The sequence below is a fragment of the Microbispora siamensis genome (genome assembly GCF_016863095.1).
In the GTDB taxonomy this organism is placed as follows: Bacteria; Actinomycetota; Actinomycetes; order Streptosporangiales; family Streptosporangiaceae; genus Microbispora; species Microbispora siamensis.
Map to the genome: position 1 here is coordinate 71,190 of NZ_BOOF01000017.1, position 17,087 is coordinate 88,276.

General features: G+C 69.6%; 20 protein-coding genes. 7 read left to right on the plus strand and 13 right to left on the minus strand.

The genetic code is table 11. The annotated features are described in order from the left end of the window. Window positions 1–36: 36 nt before the first annotated feature. The gene (locus Msi02_RS16385; RefSeq protein WP_204049155.1) at window positions 37–972 is read right to left on the minus strand and encodes a glycosyltransferase family 2 protein; all 936 of its coding nucleotides are present in this window, start codon (window positions 970–972) and stop codon (window positions 37–39) included. Between the two features lie 238 nt (window positions 973–1,210). Here Msi02_RS16385 and Msi02_RS16390 point away from each other — a divergent pair, with 238 nt between their 5' ends. Beyond that, the gene (locus Msi02_RS16390) at window positions 1,211–2,020 is read left to right on the plus strand and encodes a 2OG-Fe(II) oxygenase (RefSeq protein ID WP_204049156.1); all 810 of its coding nucleotides are present in this window, start codon (window positions 1,211–1,213) and stop codon (window positions 2,018–2,020) included. Between the two features lie 157 nt (window positions 2,021–2,177). Here Msi02_RS16390 and Msi02_RS16395 read toward each other — a convergent pair whose 3' ends face one another. Next, a complete protein-coding gene (locus Msi02_RS16395; RefSeq protein ID WP_204049157.1) occupies window positions 2,178–2,471 on the minus strand; it encodes a hypothetical protein in 294 nt (97 codons plus the stop codon). On the opposite strand from Msi02_RS16395, the gene Msi02_RS16400 reads away from it, so the two are divergent. Beyond that, entirely contained in the window at window positions 2,464–3,156 is a 693-nt protein-coding gene (locus Msi02_RS16400; RefSeq protein ID WP_204049158.1) for a right-handed parallel beta-helix repeat-containing protein, read from the plus strand. The two genes, Msi02_RS16395 and Msi02_RS16400, sit on opposite strands and share 8 nt — an antisense overlap. A gap of 343 nt (window positions 3,157–3,499) precedes the next feature. On the opposite strand, the gene Msi02_RS16405 is transcribed toward Msi02_RS16400, so the two are convergent. Both Msi02_RS16405 and Msi02_RS16410 read right to left on the minus strand, forming a co-directional pair. Beyond that, window positions 3,500–3,730, minus strand: coding sequence for a hypothetical protein (locus Msi02_RS16405; protein ID WP_204049159.1), 231 nt, complete (start codon window positions 3,728–3,730; stop codon window positions 3,500–3,502). 159 nt (window positions 3,731–3,889) lie between these two features. Next, entirely contained in the window at window positions 3,890–4,165 is a 276-nt protein-coding gene (locus tag Msi02_RS16410; RefSeq protein ID WP_204049160.1) for a hypothetical protein, read from the minus strand. A gap of 67 nt (window positions 4,166–4,232) precedes the next feature. Here Msi02_RS16410 and Msi02_RS16415 point away from each other — a divergent pair, with 67 nt between their 5' ends. After that, entirely contained in the window at window positions 4,233–4,856 is a 624-nt protein-coding gene (locus Msi02_RS16415) for a right-handed parallel beta-helix repeat-containing protein (RefSeq protein ID WP_204049161.1), read from the plus strand. Window positions 4,857–4,943: 87 nt separating this feature from the next. Here Msi02_RS16415 and Msi02_RS16420 read toward each other — a convergent pair whose 3' ends face one another. From Msi02_RS16420 to Msi02_RS16440, 5 genes are all read right to left on the minus strand, one after another. Then, window positions 4,944–5,603 (minus strand): class I SAM-dependent methyltransferase, encoded by a 660-nt coding sequence (locus Msi02_RS16420; RefSeq protein WP_204049162.1) that lies wholly within the window; start codon window positions 5,601–5,603, stop codon window positions 4,944–4,946. A 213-nt stretch (window positions 5,604–5,816) separates the two neighbouring features. After that, entirely contained in the window at window positions 5,817–6,698 is an 882-nt protein-coding gene (locus tag Msi02_RS16425) for a phytanoyl-CoA dioxygenase family protein (RefSeq protein WP_204049163.1), read from the minus strand. A 31-nt stretch (window positions 6,699–6,729) separates the two neighbouring features. After that, a complete protein-coding gene (locus tag Msi02_RS16430) occupies window positions 6,730–7,698 on the minus strand; it encodes an NAD-dependent epimerase/dehydratase family protein (protein WP_204049164.1) in 969 nt (322 codons plus the stop codon). A gap of 149 nt (window positions 7,699–7,847) precedes the next feature. Continuing rightward, on the minus strand, window positions 7,848–8,906 hold the full coding sequence (locus Msi02_RS16435) for a 2-oxoacid:ferredoxin oxidoreductase subunit beta (RefSeq protein WP_204049165.1): 1,059 nt from the start codon (window positions 8,904–8,906) through the stop codon (window positions 7,848–7,850). Next, window positions 8,899–10,746 carry a 2-oxoacid:acceptor oxidoreductase subunit alpha gene (locus Msi02_RS16440; RefSeq protein WP_079313849.1) on the minus strand — a complete coding sequence of 616 codons (1,848 nt, stop codon included), beginning with the start codon at window positions 10,744–10,746 and terminating at the stop codon, window positions 8,899–8,901. Before Msi02_RS16440 ends, Msi02_RS16435 begins: the two co-directional genes overlap by 8 nt. 369 nt (window positions 10,747–11,115) lie before the next feature. Here Msi02_RS16440 and Msi02_RS16445 point away from each other — a divergent pair, with 369 nt between their 5' ends. The 4 genes from Msi02_RS16445 to nuoH are packed head-to-tail and all read left to right on the plus strand — an operon-like array spanning window position 11,116 to window position 13,543. Further along, a complete protein-coding gene (locus Msi02_RS16445) occupies window positions 11,116–11,487 on the plus strand; it encodes an NADH-quinone oxidoreductase subunit A (protein ID WP_079313848.1) in 372 nt (123 codons plus the stop codon). A gap of 46 nt (window positions 11,488–11,533) precedes the next feature. Beyond that, window positions 11,534–12,052: an NADH-quinone oxidoreductase subunit B gene (locus Msi02_RS16450; protein ID WP_204049166.1), complete on the plus strand. Its 519-nt coding sequence runs from the start codon at window positions 11,534–11,536 to the stop codon at window positions 12,050–12,052. Continuing rightward, a complete protein-coding gene (locus tag Msi02_RS16455; protein WP_204049167.1) occupies window positions 12,049–12,579 on the plus strand; it encodes an NADH-quinone oxidoreductase subunit C in 531 nt (176 codons plus the stop codon). The genes Msi02_RS16450 and Msi02_RS16455 overlap by 4 nt, the downstream gene beginning before the upstream one ends. A 10-nt stretch (window positions 12,580–12,589) precedes the next feature. Next, the gene (nuoH, locus tag Msi02_RS16460; protein ID WP_204049168.1) at window positions 12,590–13,543 is read left to right on the plus strand and encodes an NADH-quinone oxidoreductase subunit NuoH; all 954 of its coding nucleotides are present in this window, start codon (window positions 12,590–12,592) and stop codon (window positions 13,541–13,543) included. Between the two features lie 6 nt (window positions 13,544–13,549). Here nuoH and Msi02_RS16465 read toward each other — a convergent pair whose 3' ends face one another. The 4 genes from Msi02_RS16465 to Msi02_RS16480 form a co-directional block, all read right to left on the minus strand. Beyond that, on the minus strand, window positions 13,550–13,888 hold the full coding sequence (locus Msi02_RS16465) for a hypothetical protein (RefSeq protein ID WP_204049169.1): 339 nt from the start codon (window positions 13,886–13,888) through the stop codon (window positions 13,550–13,552). After that, the gene (locus Msi02_RS16470; RefSeq protein WP_204049170.1) at window positions 13,885–15,867 is read right to left on the minus strand and encodes a hypothetical protein; all 1,983 of its coding nucleotides are present in this window, start codon (window positions 15,865–15,867) and stop codon (window positions 13,885–13,887) included. Before Msi02_RS16470 ends, Msi02_RS16465 begins: the two co-directional genes overlap by 4 nt. Before the next feature lie 23 nt (window positions 15,868–15,890). Further along, entirely contained in the window at window positions 15,891–16,151 is a 261-nt protein-coding gene (locus tag Msi02_RS16475) for a hypothetical protein (RefSeq protein WP_204049171.1), read from the minus strand. A 100-nt stretch (window positions 16,152–16,251) separates the two neighbouring features. Next, window positions 16,252–16,908, minus strand: a complete 657-nt coding sequence (locus Msi02_RS16480; RefSeq protein ID WP_204049172.1) for a ComEA family DNA-binding protein — start codon at window positions 16,906–16,908, stop codon at window positions 16,252–16,254. Between the last annotated feature and the right edge of the window lie 179 nt (window positions 16,909–17,087).

Here is a 17,087-nt window from a genome sequence, read left to right on the forward strand (position 1 = left end):
TCGCGGTGGACGGCCCGGCCGTTACGTCGCGCTCTGCTATGTCGCGCTCTGCTGTGGCAGTGCCCGCATGCGCCTGGAGGGCCGCAGCAGCGCCACCAGCGAGGCCCGTGCCGTACGTCGGCCGGCGAGCGCACGCAGCGCCTCACCGAGGACGACGGCCACGTAGAAGGCGAGGGAGGAGACGGGACCGCGCCGCCGCCTGAACAGCCGCACCCGGTTCACCGTGAGCAGCGCGGCCAGGACGGGGTTGACGTTCGCCTCGCCGCCGATGTGCTCGACCACGGACTCCGGCTCGTACCAGAGCGTCCACCCTCGGTCCGCCGCCCGCAGCGCGAACTCGGTCTCCTCGCTGTACAGCAGGAAGGACTCGTCCCACGGGCCGAGGTCGCGTACGGCCGCCACGGAGACGAGCAGGGCGGCCCCGGTCGCCCAGGCGGCGGTGCCGGGGACGAGGTAACGGCGGGGATCGGTGATCACCTCGCCGAGGCGTCCGATCCGCCCCGCCAGCCGTCCGCCGATCAGCGCCTCGGCCAGCGCGCCGCGAACGGTGGGGGCGCGGCGCAGCGAGGGATGCGTGTGGCCGTCCGGGCTGACCAGCCGGGGTACGGCGATGCCGCGGCCGGGAACGCGCAGGGCGGCCGCGAGACGGGCGAGCGCCCCTTCGTGGGCGCGGCAGTCGGGATTGAGCACGGCGACCGCGTCGACCCGGTCGAGGAGCCCCTCGCGGTCGAGGGCGGCGACGCCCGCGTTGATGGCCGCGGCGTAGCCGGCGTTGCGGCCGAGCCGCACCACCGTCGCCCCGGCCCGCTCGGCCAGCGGCACGGACTCGTCGCATGACGCGTTGTCGGCGACGACCACCTTCACGAGGTCGGCCCCTCGCGCGCCCGCGGGGAGCGATTCCAGGCAGTCTGCCAGCACGCGCGCGCTGTTGTAGGTCACGACGACGACCGCGATCCGCGGAGTCTCGGACATGCGGCCCTCCGGGGGTCGGGAACTGCCCGCCAGGCGCATGCTAGAGGCGGCGCCCACGGGAGGCAATCCACCGTCCGGCCTTCGGATGGCGCTGTAACACGGGCCGATTCACCGCACGATAAGCAAGGTGGGGCCTCGCCGTCCCGAGCCGCCGAAGGAGTGCCCGGCGGCTCGTGCGGGCGAGCGCGGGGGCGAAGGATCGACAGACACCTTTCAGCCGGCGGCGATGGAGAGACCGATGCAGGAGACCCAGGCGTTCACCTTCCGTCGGGATGAGCTGTTCCCGCTGGCCGACCGCCGGCGCCAGGACTTCCTCGGCGCCTCGCCCTTCCGGCACGTGGTGATCGACGACTTCCTGCCGCCCGGCGCGCTGGAGCCGATCCTGGAGGAGTTCCCCGAGCCGCGGGACGCGAGCTGGCAGCAGTTCGACAGCGCCCGTGAGGTCAAGCTCGCGCTGTCGAACACCGAGCGGATGGGGCCCGCCACCCGCCACCTGCTCGCGGAGTTCAACGGTCAGGTCTTCCTCGAGTTCCTCGAACGGCTGACGGGGATCACGCAGCTCGTCTCCGATCCCTACTTCGAGGGCGGCGGCCTGCACCAGATCAAGTCCGGCGGGTTCCTCAAGGTGCACGCGGACTTCAACCGGCACCGCAGGATCAACCTCGACCGCCGGCTCAACGGTCTGCTCTACCTGAACAAGGACTGGAAAGAGGACTACGGCGGTCACCTGCAGCTCTGGGACAAGGACATGACCCGGTGCGAGCACAAGATCCTGCCGGTCTTCAACCGCTTCGTCGTCTTCGCCACGACCGATGACGCGAACCACGGCCACCCCGATCCGCTGACGTGCCCGGACGACCGTGCCCGCCGTTCGATGGCGCTGTATTACTACACGAACGGCCGGCCGGAGGAGGAGGCGGGCGCGGACCACACGACCCTCTTCAAGCAGCGGCCCGGTGAGGAGTGGAAGAGCAGTTTCCGCCAGACGGTGAAGCGGTGGACGCCGCCGGCGCTGGTGGACCTGCTCAGCCGGGGCGGCAAGGCGTAGCAGGACGCGTCACCGCCGGTTTTCCCGGCGCGGTACGAGGCCGCCCGCTACGGTGATGACGGCCGGAGATCCGCACGGACGACGGCGCTGACATGCCCGCACGAGGGGCACAGGGGGGAGAGCGCGGTGGGTCGGTTCGCGATGGGCGTCTCCGCGGTCACATCACATCACGGCGTCCGCTTCGCCCGCGGGTTCGGTGCGGCATGCGCCGGCCGCTGACGAGGCGTACGGCGGTCCTGCTCGCGGGAGCCGTACTGGTGACCTCGCAGACCGCGTGCCAGGCGACGACGGGGGACGGCCCGGCACGTCCCACGCCCTCGGTGACGTCGGCGGGGGCCACGCCGAGCCCCGCGACGTCACCGTCGCGGACGGCGGCGTGGCCCGGCCCGGACAACACCGGGGTGCCGAAGGGGATGCGGTTGCGCCCGTCCGGGTCGATCACGGTGACCAAGGACGGCACCGTCATCGACGGCCTGGAGGTGCACGGCTGGATCACGGTCGAGGCCGACGACGTCACCATTCGCAACACCCGGGTGCGCGGTAACACCGACTGGTGGGGGATCCTCCAGCGGCAGGGGCACAGCGGGCTGACGGTCGAGGACGTGGAGATCTTCGGCAACGGCAGGGTGCGCACGCAGTTCGGCGTTCTCAACCAGGGTGGCATGATCACCGTGCGGCGTGCCGATATCCACACGATTTCCAATGGCATCAGCACGGAGCAGGGCCTGATCGAGGACAACTACGTCCATGATCCCAAGCTCTACAAAGGCGATCACGTGGATATGATCATTTCCTCCGGGCCGCCCGCCCCGGGAACTCAATTGATCATTCGGCACAATACGGCGATCAATACGCTCGACCAGACCGGTGCCATCGCGTTGTTCCAGGATTTCGGCGTCGTCCACGACGTGACGGTGGAGGGCAACCTGCTGGCGGGCGGCGGCTGGACGTTGTACGCGGGGGCGGGTGTCAAGGGCACCTCGTCGAATATCAAGGTCATCGGCAACGTCTTCAGCCGGAAGGTGTGGCCCAAGGGGGGATTCGCCGGTCCGGTGGCGTACTGGGACGCCCATGGCCGGGGGAACGTATGGCGGGACAACGTCTGGGAGGGCGGCGGGAAGGTAACGCCCGAATAACACCCTTTGTCACCGCAATGCGATTAATACGCGGATTGGGACTCATGTAGATTGAGCTAAAAATGAGCTCTTTTGCGAAAACGGTCCACATCCTGTGTCCGGTGTGGCTACCCTCCCGAAGGAGCCTCCCCTAATAGAGGCGGACAGTCGGCATAACCGTGCACCGGAAGGAGTCGACTGTGCGGACACGTAAGGAGACCCGGAAAAGCGGGCTGCTGGTCGTGGTGGGTCTGTCCACCTTCGCCATACTCGTCGGCGGCGGATGCGGCATAGTCGGCCAGGACGCGTCCGACGGGACGGTCACGCTGACGGGCGCCGGTACCCGAGGCGGAGACCGGGACGCTCACAGGAACCCGCGGGCGGCCGGCGCCGAGGCGGTCCGGGCGTCGCCCTCCTCATCCCGCGCCCGCAGGGGCGCCACGCCGGCTCCCACCGGCCGGCGGACCCGGCGTCCGCGTCCGGAGCCCACCTGGTGGACCTCGTTGCCCCCGCAGAGGGGCCACCGGCACACCGTGCGGCCCACACCGAGGGCGTCCTGGACGCCGAAACCGCCGGTGTCCCCGTGGCCGGGCACCTCTGCCGGTCCCAGGCCGGGCGCGTCGCCGACCCTCCGCCCGACGCATCACTCCACCTTCCGCCCGACCTTCCATCCGACGCTGCGGCCGACGCCGAGCCCGTCACGGAGCGTCGTCCCCTCTCCAAGCGCCATCCCGTCCCGCAGCGCGATTCCGTCTCACAGTGCGGTCCCGTCTCGCAGCGCCGTCCCTTCACCTGAGACGACGCCCTCACAGCGGCCGTCGCCCTCGCACGGTCCGACAGCCGGCGCGACGCCGTCGCGCACCCCCAGCCCGGACCGGCCCTCCCCGACGCCGTCGAAGTCCGCGTCCGCACGTCCCTCGCCGACGACCCCGGACGAGCCGGCGCCGCCGCGTACGGGTGACTGGCCGGGCCCGGGCGACACGGGTGTCCCGGAGGGCGTCACGCTCAAGAGGTCCGACTCGCTCGTCATCACGAAGGACGGCACGGTCGTCGACGGACTGGACGTCTACGGCGACATCACGGTGGAAGCGGACAACGTGACCATCCGCAACACCAGGGTCCGCGGGCAGAAGGACTACTGGGGAATCCTCCAGCGCGAGGGCCACTCGGGCCTGACGGTCGAGGACGTCGAGGTCTTCGGCAACGGCAAGGTGCGCACCCAGTTCGGGATCCTCAACCAGGGCAAGATGATCACTATTCGGCGGGTGGACATCCACACGATCTCGAACGGCATCTGCACCGAGCAGGGCCTGGTGGAGGACTCCTATCTCCACGACCCCAAGTACTACCCCACCGACCACACGGACATGATCATGAGCACCAGCACGCCGGCCAAGGGCACGCAACTGATCATCCGGCACAACACGGTCGTCAACACGCTCGACCAGACCGGCGCCATCGCGCTGTTCCAGGACTTCGGGGTGATCCGCGACGTGACGGTGGAGGGCAACCTGCTGGCGGGCGGCGGCTGGTCGCTGTACGCCGGCGCGGGCGTCAAGGGCACCTCGTCGAACGTCAAGGTCATCGGCAACGTGTTCAGCCGCAAGGTGTGGCCCAAGGGCGGGCACGCCGGTCCGGTGGCCTACTGGGACGACGAGGGTCCCGGCAACGTCTGGCGGGGCAACACCTGGGAGGACGGCGGCGCCGTCAACCCCGACTAGACGGTGACTCCGGCTAGACGGTGACCGCGACAGGCCGTGACGTCGACGAGCGGCCGGGCCCCGGTGGACCCGGCCGCTCGTCCGGCGTCACGCGCGCTTGTAGGCGATCACCGACTTCACCAGGCCGGCCAGCCGCTCGAATCGGATCCGCGAGCCGGGGAAGTAGTGCCGCATCTCCGTCACGCTGAGCAGTTCGACGTCCATCACGATGCGCCGCGCCGCCTCCCGGTCGGAGGTCGGCGTGTGGATGAGCGGCCAGCGGCGGAGGATCTCCGTACGGGCCGTCAGCGGGAGGAACTGGAAGCCCGGGAACAGGAAATGCGGCTCGACCGGGAAGTAGCGGTAGGGCGTCTGCACCCAGTGCCGGTCGGCCAGGGCGTGCACGGTGTCGGCGAAAATCTGCCGGCGCTGGTGACCGCCCACGTGCTCGATCACGGCGTTGGAGAAGACCAGGTCGTACGTGCCGTTCCGGATCGCGGCCGGCAGGTCGCAGGCGTCCGCGACGTCGGCGCGCAGCCAGGACGGCAGGTCCGGCGGCGGCTGCTCCAGGTTGACGATGTGGACGTGGGCCGGTCTGACCGGGGCGCGCAGCCAGGCCCCGGCCGTCCCCCCGAGGTCGATCACGTTCATCCGGCCGAGGTCGGGGAAGCACTCGGCGAACCAGCTCCACCGCCGCGCCCGGGCCTTCGCGCCCAGGGAGTCGGGAGCGTCGACGAAGCGGTTGCGCAGGGCGTTCAGACGGCTCATGGACGGGGCTCCTCTGATACGGGGCTCCTCGGGGTGCGGAGGCTCCTCGATGCCGGAACGATCAGTGCAACGATCGCAAACTTCCGCCGTCGCCGCTGACGTTCCCGGCCTTCGTGACGTCCTCGCGACCGCTCGGGCATCGGGCGGCCGATCACCGCGCAGCCGTCTCCGGCCTCTCCAGCGGGGCCCTGACGCTCCGGGCGGCCGGGGTCATCAGCCCTTGCCCTCGTAGGCGAGCGCGACATCCTCCGGCATGCGCTCCAGATCGGAGACGCGCAGGAAGTCGCGAAGCGTGGTGCCGGTGCACGCGCAGTCGACGTTGGGCGCCTCACGTCGCGCGATGACGTCGTCCAGATCGACCGTACGGAAGTCGATGCTGAAGCGGGTCTTGCCGGACGTGTTCGGCACCGACGAGTGGAGCTGGTTGCCGGAGAAGATCAGCACGCCTCCCGGCTCCGGCACAACCGTCACGCGGGGCTCCAGCTCGATCGGCTCCTCCGGCCGGGGCTGCTCCCGGGTGTCGGTGCCGATGTGCTGCGCCGCGGTGAACCGGCTGGTCCGGTTCCACTCGTCATAGTCGTAGCGGGCGGAGCCGTTCTTGACGGGAGCGCTCCAATAACGCGGATGGAACGTCATCACGTTCTCGGGTACGACCTCGTAGATCGGGATCCACCAGTTGACCTGGCTCAGAGGCGCCGAATACCAGGTGTCCCGATGGGGGTGGAACGCGTAGGCGATTCCCGTGGTGAGGTAGTCGTCGGATGTCGACGACCGCATCCTCGGCACGTCGAAATACGTCCGGTCGGCATCGCAGCCGAAGGAGAGCAGCAGCGCCCGCAGCAGTTCCTTCGAACGCGGGTGATGAATGAATTTCGGCTTGAGCTCGGAAAGGATCGCGGCGAACTTGTCCACGGGCAGTTCGTGCTGCGCAGTTTCGGGGTCCAGACCGCGAAACGCATCACCGATCAGCTCCCGCGCGAACTCGATCAGTGCCAGAGATTCGGGACGGGCCGGATACAGGAAGACCTGCCCGTCGTAAAGGCGTGTGCGGCGCTCTTCGTCCGCCAGAAGGGGGCCTGAGAAGATAACGGTCACGGTACGGCTATCGCCTTCCCGGAGTCATCTGTTACCTGTGCTCGCCATACCAGGCCAGCGTCCGCCGCAGTCCTTCTTCCAGGCCGACGGACGCCTGCCAGCCCAGGACGTCGGCGGCCGGCCCGACGTCGGCGGCCTGGGCCACGTCCAGGGGGCGGTCGGCGATCACGCCGAATCGCGGCCGGAGCGAGGTGCCGGAGATGCGGAAGAGCAACTCCACGGTCTCCCTGACGGAGGTGAGAATCCCCGTGCCGACGTCCAGCACCTGGCCGGTGGCCTTCTCGCTCTGACCGGCCAGGACGAACGCGTCGACCACGTCGTCCACGTACACCCAGTCGGCCGGCTTGCTCCCGCTGCTCAGCCGCGGCTCCTCGCCGCGCAGGAGACAGAGCGCGAGGTACGGCACCAGCTTCCGGGTGTCCCGCTGGCCGGGACCGTAGACCATGGTCGGCCGCAGCACGGTGACCGGGACGTCCCACAACCGGTGGAAGAGCTGTGCGTAGCCGGTGGCCGCCCACTTGGCCATCGCGTACGGCGAGGGGGGCGGGGACTGCTCGTTCGAGGGCCGAGGTTCCTCGCTGGAGCCGCAGAGGATCACCCGGGCTCCGGGGAGGGCCGCGGCGTGAGTCAGCAGGTTCACCGTGCCCAGGAGGTTGCTCTCCAGGGTGGGCAGCACCAGTCCGCCCTCCCTGGCCCCGTTCACTTCGCCGGCCAGGTGGAACACCACGTCGGGACGTACGGCGCCGAGGAGTTCGCCGGTCGCGGCGGGGGCGCGGAGGTCGGCCCGGTGCCAGACCTCCCCGGCGGACGCCACCGCGGGCGGCCTGCGGCTGACGGCGTGGACCTCGGCGCCGAGTGCGCGCAGCCGGCGGACCAGGCGGGAACCGATGAAGCCCGCCGCGCCCGTCACCAGAGCACGCGTTCCGGCATAGGTCGAGCCCTCCCCTTGGACGGAGGACTGTGACGACGGCCGGGGATCGATCGCACGGGGCGGGGGCATGGGCTCTCTCCTCGTATGCTCGATCATGGTGCGTCTCGGCAGGGGGGACGGCCGGGTCGTGACCGGGGTCGACGAGGCTGAACTTGTTCAGGCCCGGTTATGCGGAAAGGGACCCGTCCGAAGACCGGTCCCTTCCACGATGGTCATGCTCAGCGGATGGTCCAGGTGTCCCCGCCGTGGAGCAGGTCGGCGAGGCTGCCCGTGCCCTTGTCGGCCGTGGCCGTCTGGACCTGCTCGTTGAGGAGCTGGTCGTACGACGGCCGGTCGATGGAGCGGAAGACGCCGATCGGCACGTGCTCGAACGCCGGCTCGTCCAGCCGCGACAGCGCGAACGCCAGCGACGGGTCGGGGTTGTGTGCGTCGTGCACGAGGATCTCTCCGTCGGAGACCTCGGCGCGGCGCACGACCTCGACGCCGCCCGTGGGCGACAGCCGTACGGCGCGTTCGTTGTCGCCGGTGCCGAAGACGATCGGCTGCCCGTGCTCGAGCCGGACGGTGATCTCGTCGCGGGTGCCCGGGTCCTTCAGGGTGTCGAAGGCGCCGTCGTTGAAGATGTTGCAGTTCTGGTAGATCTCCACCAGCGAGGCGCCGCGGTGCTCGGCGGCCTGGCGCAGCACGCCCTGCAGGTGCTTGCGGTCGCTGTCGATGGTCCGGGCGACGAACCCGGCCTCGGCCCCGAGCGCCAGCGAGATCGGGTTGAACGGCTTGTCCAGCGACCCCATCGGCGTCGACTTGGTGATCTTGCCGATCTCGCTCGTGGGGGAGTACTGCCCCTTGGTCAGGCCGTAGATCCTGTTGTTGAACAGCAGGATGTTCAGGTTGACGTTGCGGCGCAGCGCGTGGATCAGGTGGTTGCCGCCGATCGACAGCGCGTCGCCGTCACCGGTGATCACCCATACCGACAGGTCCGGCCGGGAGGCGGCCAGCCCGGTGGCGATGGCCGGAGCTCGCCCGTGGATCGAGTGGAACCCGTAGGTGTTGAGGTAGTACGGGAAGCGCGAGGAGCAGCCGATGCCCGAGACGAACACGATGTTCTCGCGCTTGAGCCCCAGCTCGGGCAGGAAGCTCTGCACCGCCGCCAGGATCGCGTAGTCACCGCAGCCCGGGCACCAGCGCACCTCCTGGTCGGACTTGAAGTCCTTCAGCGTCTGCTTGACGTCCGTACGGGGGATGAGGGCCAGGCCCTTGCCGTTGAGGGTGTCAGTCACTTTCGATCACGTCCTGAATGACGGCGGCGAGCTCGGCGGCCTTGAACGGGAGCCCGCGCACCCGGTTGTAGCTGATCACGTCGACCAGGTAACGGGCCCGCAGCAGCATGGCGAGCTGGCCGAGGTTGATCTCCGGCAGCAGCACCTTGTCGTAGGAGCGCAGCACCTCGCCGGTGTTGGCGGGCAGCGGGTTCAGGTGCCGCAGGTGCGCCTGGGCCACCTTGTGCCCACTCGCGCGCACCCGGCGGGCCGCCGCCGCGATCGGCCCGTACGTCGAGCCCCAGCCGAGCACGAGCACCCGGGCGTCGCCGTCGGGGTCGTCCACGACCAGGTCGGGCACGTCGATGCCGTCGATCTTGGCCTGGCGCAGCCGCACCATCTTGTCGTGGTTGTCCGGGTCGTAGGAGATGTTCCCGGTGCCGTCGGCCTTCTCGATGCCGCCGATCCGGTGCTCCAACCCCGCCGTGCCCGGCACCGCCCACGGGCGGGCCAGCGTCTCCGGGTCGCGCAGATAAGGCAGGTAGGTCGTGCCGTCCGCACCGTTGGGCTCGGTGGTGAACAGCACCGAGATGTCCGGCAGCTCGTCGATGTCCGGGATGCGCCACGGCTCCGAACCGTTGGCCAGGTAGCCGTCCGACAGCAGCATGACCGGCGTGCGGTACTTCAGCGCGATCCGCGCCGCCTCGATCGCCATCGTGAAGCAGTCCGACGGGGTGGCCGCCGCCAGCACCGGCACCGGCGACTCGCCGTTGCGGCCGTACATCGCCATCAGCAGGTCGGTCTGCTCGGTCTTGGTCGGCATGCCGGTCGAGGGCCCGGCCCGCTGCACGTCCACGATGATCAGCGGAAGCTCCGTGGTCACCGCGAGGCCCACGGTCTCGGCCTTGAGCGCGATGCCCGGGCCGGAGGTCGTGGTCACGCCGAGCGACCCGCCGAAGGCGGCCCCGAGAGCCGCGCCCACGCCGGCGATCTCGTCCTCGGCCTGGAACGTCCGGACCCCGAACCGCTTGTGCTTGGACAGCTCGTGCAGGATGTCGGAGGCCGGGGTGATCGGGTAGGACCCGAGGAACAGCGGCAGCTTCGACTGCACCGACGCCGCGATCAGCCCGTACGCCAGGGCCTGGTTGCCGGAGATGTTCCGGTAGGTGCCCGGGCGGAGCGTGGCCGGCTTGATCTCGTAGGAGACCGAGAAGGACTCGGTCGTCTCGCCGTAGTTCCAGCCCGCCTGGAAGGCCGCGATGTTCGCCTTGGCGATCTCCGGCTTCTTGGCGAACTTGGCCTCCAGGAACTGGATCGTCCCCTCGGTCGGCCGGTGGTACAGCCACGACAGCAGCCCGAGCGCGAACATGTTCTTGGCCCGCTCGGCGTCCTTCTTGGAGATGTCGTAACCCTCGAGCGCCTTGACCGTCAGCGAGGTCAGCGGCACCGCGTGCAGGCGCCACTCGGCCAGCGAGTCGTCCTCGAGCGGGTTGCCGTCGTAGCCCACCTTGGCCAGGTTGCGCTTGGTGAACTCGTCGGTGTTCGCGATGATGTCGGCGCCCTTGGGCAGGTCGCCGAGGTTCGCCTTCAACGCGGCGGGATTCATGGCGACGAGCACGTTGGGCGCGTCGCCGGGGGTCAGGATGTCGTGGTCGGCGAAGTGCAACTGGAAGCTCGACACCCCGGGGAGGGTGCCGGCGGGAGCGCGGATCTCCGCCGGGAAGTTGGGGAGCGTCGACAGGTCGTTGCCGAACTGGGCCGTCTCCGCCGTGAACCGATCACCGGTGAGCTGCATTCCGTCGCCGGAGTCACCCGCGAACCGGATGATCACGCGGTCGAGTTGCTGAACCTGCTTGGTCACAGCTCCTCAGTCCTCCTTGACGCGCCCAGGGCTGCCTGCTGGTGGCACGTTGTCATATCCATGCTAGATCCATCGGGGTCACGCTGGTTTTTCGTAGATGCGCACTTGAGGCGCGCTCTACCGGGACTTTCCGCACCTGTGGCGCGTTCCCGCTGGTGCCTCGGCCGCCGAGGGCGGCGCACCGTCAGCTTCGCGAACCGTCCGGGCGACACAGGCCCGACGCGAGCCGGCACAGGTCCAGGTGCAAGCGGGCGACGAGCTTGATTCGGGTCACGATCCTCAACTATATGCGGGGGACTCGGATGTGACCGTCAGGTGTTCAGCCCTTGAGATCGTGCCGGGGTTATCCTCGAGACCTGGGAGGCGGTTATGAGTGGATACTTCGGCTCATATGCCGTGGTCGTCGTCCTCTTCCTCGTCGGCATGGCGATCTTCGCGGGCGGATTGTTCGTGAACCGCATGTTACGTCCCAGTCGGCCGACCCCCGAGAAGCTCACGACGTACGAGTGCGGGGTCGATCCCGTCGGCGAGGGCTGGGCGCAGTCGCAGATCCGCTACTACGTCTTCACGTACCTCTACGTGGTCTTCGCCGTCGACGCCGTGTTCCTGTTCCCCTGGGCCACCGTCTTCGCCGCCCCCGGGTACGGCATGACGACGCTGGTGGAGATGTTCGTCTTCCTCGCGTTCATCGCGCTCGGCATCCTGTACGCCTGGCGCAAGAGGGTGCTGGGCTGGACGTGACCCGACCGGCTCCGAGGAGGACAATGGACGGCATGGCGGTGACCGCATGCCCGTGAACGATCTCCCGATGCCCACGGTGGGGCCGGTGTCCCGGCTGGCGCCCAAGCCGATGAAGTTCGTGCTGAACTGGGGCCGGCGCTACTCGCTGTGGGTCTTCAACTTCGGGCTGGCCTGCTGCGCCATCGAGTTCATCGCCACGTCGATGAGCAGGCACGACTTCATCCGCTTCGGGGTGATCCCGTTCGCCAACGGCCCTCGGCAGGCCGACCTGATGATCGTGTCGGGCACGGTGACCGACAAGATGGCTCCCGCCGTACGGCGGCTGTACGAGCAGATGCCCGACCCCAAGTACGTGATCTCGTTCGGCGCCTGCTCCAACTCGGGCGGGCCCTACTGGGACTCGTACTGCGTCACCAAGGGCGTGGACCAGATCATCCCGGTGGACGTGTACGTCCCCGGGTGCCCGCCCCGCCCCGAGGCGCTGCTCCACGGGATCATGAAGCTCCAGGAGAAGATCGCCGGCGAGACGCTGGAGGACCGATACCTGCCGGGGGCCGACGCATGAGCGCTGAGGCCGTGCGTGAGCGGTACGGCTCACGCGTCACCGACTCCTTCGGCCAGGACGTGCTCGACGTGGACCCCGGCGAGTGGACCGACGCGCTGGCGTTCGCGCGCTCGGCCGGATTCGAGTTCTTCGACTGGCTGACCGCCGTGGACGAGCCGCCCGAGGCGTTCTCCGTCGTGGCCCACGTGTTCGACCCGGTCGCGTTCGCGCACCTGCTCGTGCGCACCCGGGTGCCGCGCGCGGACCCCCGCCTGCCGACCGCCACCGGCGTCTTCCGGGGGGCGAACTGGCACGAGCGGGAGACGTACGAGATGTTCGGCGTGGTCTTCGACGGCCATCCGGACCTGCGCCCGCTGCTGCTGCCGGACGGCTTCGAGGGCCACCCGCTGCGCAAGGACTTCGTGCTGGCCGCCCGGGTCGCCAAGGCCTGGCCCGGGGCCAAGGAACCGGGCGAGTCCGACCACGGCTCGCCGAGCCGCCGCAGGATGCTGCCCCCGGGCGTGCCGCCCGACTGGGCCTCCGGGTGAGAGGGGTTCCATGGCCGAGGTGCTCGGTGCAGCGGTCCGGCTGGTCGTCGTGGTGGCGGCGTTCCTGCTGCTGCCGCTGATCGTCGGGCAGATGGAGCACAAGGCCATGGCCCACATGCAGTCGCGCCTCGGGCCGATGTACGCCGGGAGGTTCCACGGGTGGGCGCAGCTCCTGGCGGACGGCGTCAAGTTCGTCCAGAAGGAGGACGTCATCCCGGCCGCGGCCGACCGGCGGGTCTTCGCCATCGCCCCGGCGGTGGCGCTCGTGCCGTACCTCGTCGTGATGGTCGTGATCCCCGTCGGCCCCGGGCTCGCGGCCGTGGACCTCGACGCCGGGCTGTTCTTCGTGCTGGCGGTGATGGGCGTCGGCGTGCTCGGCGCGATCATGGCCGGGTGGGCCTCGGCCAACAAGTACAGCGTGCTCGGCGGCATCCGGGCGGCCGCCCAGCTCATGTCGTACGAGCTGCCGCTGGTGCTCGCCGCCTCCAGCGTGGCGATGGCCGCGGGCACGCTGTCCCTGCAGGGCATCGCCGAGCAGTGGCGCTGGTGGTGGCTCCCCTGGCAGGCGATCGGGGCCTTCGTGTTCTTCGTCGCCGGCCTGGCCGAGCTGCGCCGGCCGCCGTTCGACATGCCGATCGCGGAATCCGAGATCATCATGGGTCCGATGACCGAGTACGCCGGGTTCCGCTTCGCCCTGTTCATGCTGGCCGAATACGCCGGGATCGTGGTTTTGTCCGCCCTCACGACCGTGCTGTTCCTCGGCGGCTGGCAGGGGCCCCTCCTGCCCGGCCCGGTGTGGACGCTGCTCAAGGTCTTCGCCCTGGCCTTCGTCGTCATCTGGGTGCGCGTCAGCTACCCACGGCTGCGCGAGGACCAGCTGCAGAAGTTCGCCTGGACCGTCCTGGTGCCCCTCGCCCTCCTCCAGCTCGCCCTCACCGGAGTCGTCAGGGTCCTCATCGCCTGAGCGCGATCACAACGGGCACTTCCACCCCGGCCACCCCGCCGTCGCCTCGTCCTCCCACGCCTGCAGGGTCTTACCCGCGTAGACGGTCTCGCGATGAACACTGAGCCATTCGACGAGCTCCGCGCTTCCCCGGACCTTGTCCTTCACGAGCCAGGGCTGGTCGCGAAGGTGGGCCTCGGGGATGCGGCGGTGGTCCACAAGGCACTGGACCACCGCGACGAGCGCTGGGTCGCGCCGTTGTACTTCGTCGTCCACCGGCCTGTGCGGCTTTTCGTTCCTCGTGCATGCGGACAGGGCGAGCGCCATGAACAGGAGAACTGCGGTCCTCGCCTTCAGAGCACTCACTGCTGCATCCTCATCGCTTCCTGCGCGGACCTGATCCACTGGAGCAGGGTCCTGCCGCCGTAGGAGGTCTCCGCGTGTTCGCTGAGCCACTCGACGAATTCGGCGTTGGGCGTCAGCCTGCCGTTCGTGTACCAGCCGGCGTCACGCGGTGGATGAAGCGCCCCCGAAGCGATGAGGCCCTGTACCACCGGCACCTCGATCTGAAGAACCTGCGTGCGGAAGGCGTCCGCGTTGTCCTTGAGCGCGCGCAACGCGTGGTCCGTGTCGAACGACTCGTTCAGCACCGGCGCGAAACCGCCCGTCAGGAACTGCGCGATGGTTCCCGGTCCCCATGGGTTGCTGAAGCTGAGCGCGCCGAAACCTCCGGTCAGGATCGCGAAAGCGGTCTGGTTTCGCGTCTCCTCTTCGTCTCGCAACTGCTCGTCGGCGAAGTGCCGATCGTTCTGCAGGCGCTGCACCGCTCCGTACAGGCCGGCCATTTCGCTGAGGTAATCCGCATCGGATGGATCCTTGACGGTGGCCGCGACGGCGACCGCCACGCGAGCGTTGAGTATGCCCTTGAACCGTCCGAACTCCTCCGGTGTCCGCAACGCCTGCGCCAGCATCGCCTCCAGTTCACTGTTCCTGATCACCACCGTCCACGGATTGGCGGGATCGTTCTCCTTCGGCAGCGGCTGGGAGGTGAAGTCATGCCCCACTGACTTGGCGAAGTCGGGCAGGTAGCGCTCGGCGGTGTAGATCAGCGGCTGGCGGATCTTGCCGGGCAGCACCGTCTGCGGGTGGAGCTTGGAGAATTCGGCGGTGGCTTGGACGATGTGGACGACGGACCAGGCGGACTCCTCGGCGTCGGGGGAGGTGCCGCGCTCGGCCGAGACGGCGGCTTTGAGGAAGGCCGCGGGGGGAGCGGAAAGATCCACCTGGCCGGTGGGGGGAAGCGTGCCGCCCGGGTGCACGTACGAGCTCAGGAAGGGCCCCGGGTCGTAACCGGGGGTGTGCCAGGAGTCGCTGACGAGCATGCGGGCGTATTTGAAGCCGGTGGCGGGATCGCCCAGCACGTGCCGGGCGGCCAGGCCGTTCTCGGCGGCCCGCTGGAGGACGGCCCCCACGGCGTCGTACTCCGCCATCAGCCGCTGCTGACGTGAGGCGTCGGCGTCCGTCTCCAGCTCGCCGCGGGCGGGAGGCCAGATCGTCTTGCCGGCGGCGCGGGCGTCGAGCATGGCGCGGGTCAGGTCGGCGAGTAGGCGGGAATCCCATGACCTGCCCTCGGGGCCGTACTTCACGAGCATCCCGACCGACCAGGGGTCGGAGTTCCGGGTGAGGGCGGCACGGGTCTCGGCGGGCAGGAGGGGCCGCCGGTCCTCGCCCGTGCCGACGCGCATCTGGCTGGCGGCGGCCAGGGACGCCCCGAGGGCCCGCAGTACGCTCGCGCTCTCCGCGCTGAACAGGGCGGCTCCGGTCCGTTCGTAGAGCGCACGGGCCGCCCGCAGCGCGAGCGGCCCCGCGCCCGCCCAGAAGGCCGCCTGGTAGTCCTTGTCGCCGAGGTGCTGCCGCAGGCGCTCCGACAGCCCCGACAGGGCGATGCGCGTGTCCTGGGGATTCTTGCCCGCGAGGGCGGTGGTCAGTGCCTCGGCGTCGCGCTTGCCCTGGTAGCCGCTCTGCCCGGTCGCCTCCCAGTCCAGCCGTACGTTCGGGGGACGGTCGATGGTGAGCCCGAGGGCGCCGGGCGCGCGGGTCAGTGCGTTCCAGCCCTGCTGCCGCGCCAGTTCGTACGCCCTGGTCGTGCGGGCGTCCATGTCGCGGACGTCGTCGAGCGCGGCGGCGATCAGGCCGGGCAACGACGTCGTGCCGACTTCGCTCCCCCATTTCTGCATTTTTTGCTGTATGAGCGGACTGTGCCGGGCCAGCAGATCGTGGAGCTGTTCGAGCCGTTTGGTCAGCTCCTTGAGATTCGCGGGATCGACTCCGACGAATTCGCCCACGGCATTCCTTCCGTCGCGGCGGTCTACGAGGCGGCTTTTCGGCGCTCCGCCTCCTCCACGCGGGCGATCAGGCGCGGCTGCTCGGCGAGTACGGCGTCGAACAGCCTGGTGAGCTGCGTTTTGCGGGTGTTCCAACCGGCGGCCCAGCGGTCGGCCGCATGCCCCTGCCAGGTGTGGTCCCCGAACATCGCGGGGACGGCGGTGAGCGCCTGGAGAACGTCTCGTACGGCGGTGGCGGCCGCGGCCATGTCCGCCCTGCATTCGGCGATCTCGGATGTCGTCACTGACCCCTCCCGCTGTCACGGCTGACGCATCCCAAAGCCTAAGGAAACGCCGATGGCCCAGCCAGGGATATGTGCGACGACAACCGGGATTACCGAATGACTATGGGAGGAAAATGCCGTATTCGGCGAGGTCGGCGGTGAGGTGCGGGGGCAGGGAGGCGGCGGCCGACACGTCCTCGGCCGAGACGAAGCCGCCGACCTGGTCGCGTACGCGCACGATCTGTTCGGCGAGCGCGGGCGTCAGGCCGGGCAGGTTCGCGATCACCGGGGCGGGGGCGCGGTTGACGTCGACCAGGCCGCCGTCGTCGTACTGCCGGGGCAGGTCGGGCCGCCCGATCCGCAGTTCGCGCGCCATGACCGGATCGTGCTGTGCCAGTTCCCTGGCCTGCTGCCGCAGCGCTCGACGGTGCTGCGCGAGCGCGATCGCCTGCTCGTTCCCGGTCTCGTACGGCGCGGCGTCGCCGAACACCTGTCTCCTGACCGCGAGGGAGTGCACGGTGCCGATGAGCCAGGGGCCGAGCATGCACAGGACCATGGCGACGGACGCCGGAACCGGCACCTCCGTCGCCTCGTACAGCTCGGCGAGGTAGATCCACAGGCCGGTGGCCGTGGCGTACCCGGCGGAGGCGAGCCCGTACCACACGCTGCGGCGGCGGATGGCCGCGTACATCATGCTGAAGGGAGTGCCGAAGCCGCAGGTGTACAGCGGGGCGAGCGCCCACAGGTAGCTGGGGGCGCTGGACGGCCGCTGCTGCACGGGCGGCGGCGTCGGGGGAATCGGTGGCGGCGGAGGTAGCGGCACAGGTGGCTGTGCGGGCGGCGGTGGATAGACGCCGTAGGGCCCCGGCTGCCCCTGCTGACCCTGCTGTCCGTACGGCCCCCGGTGGCGGTACGGATCCTGCGGTCCGTATGGTCCCTGCGGACCCCGTGGCCCCT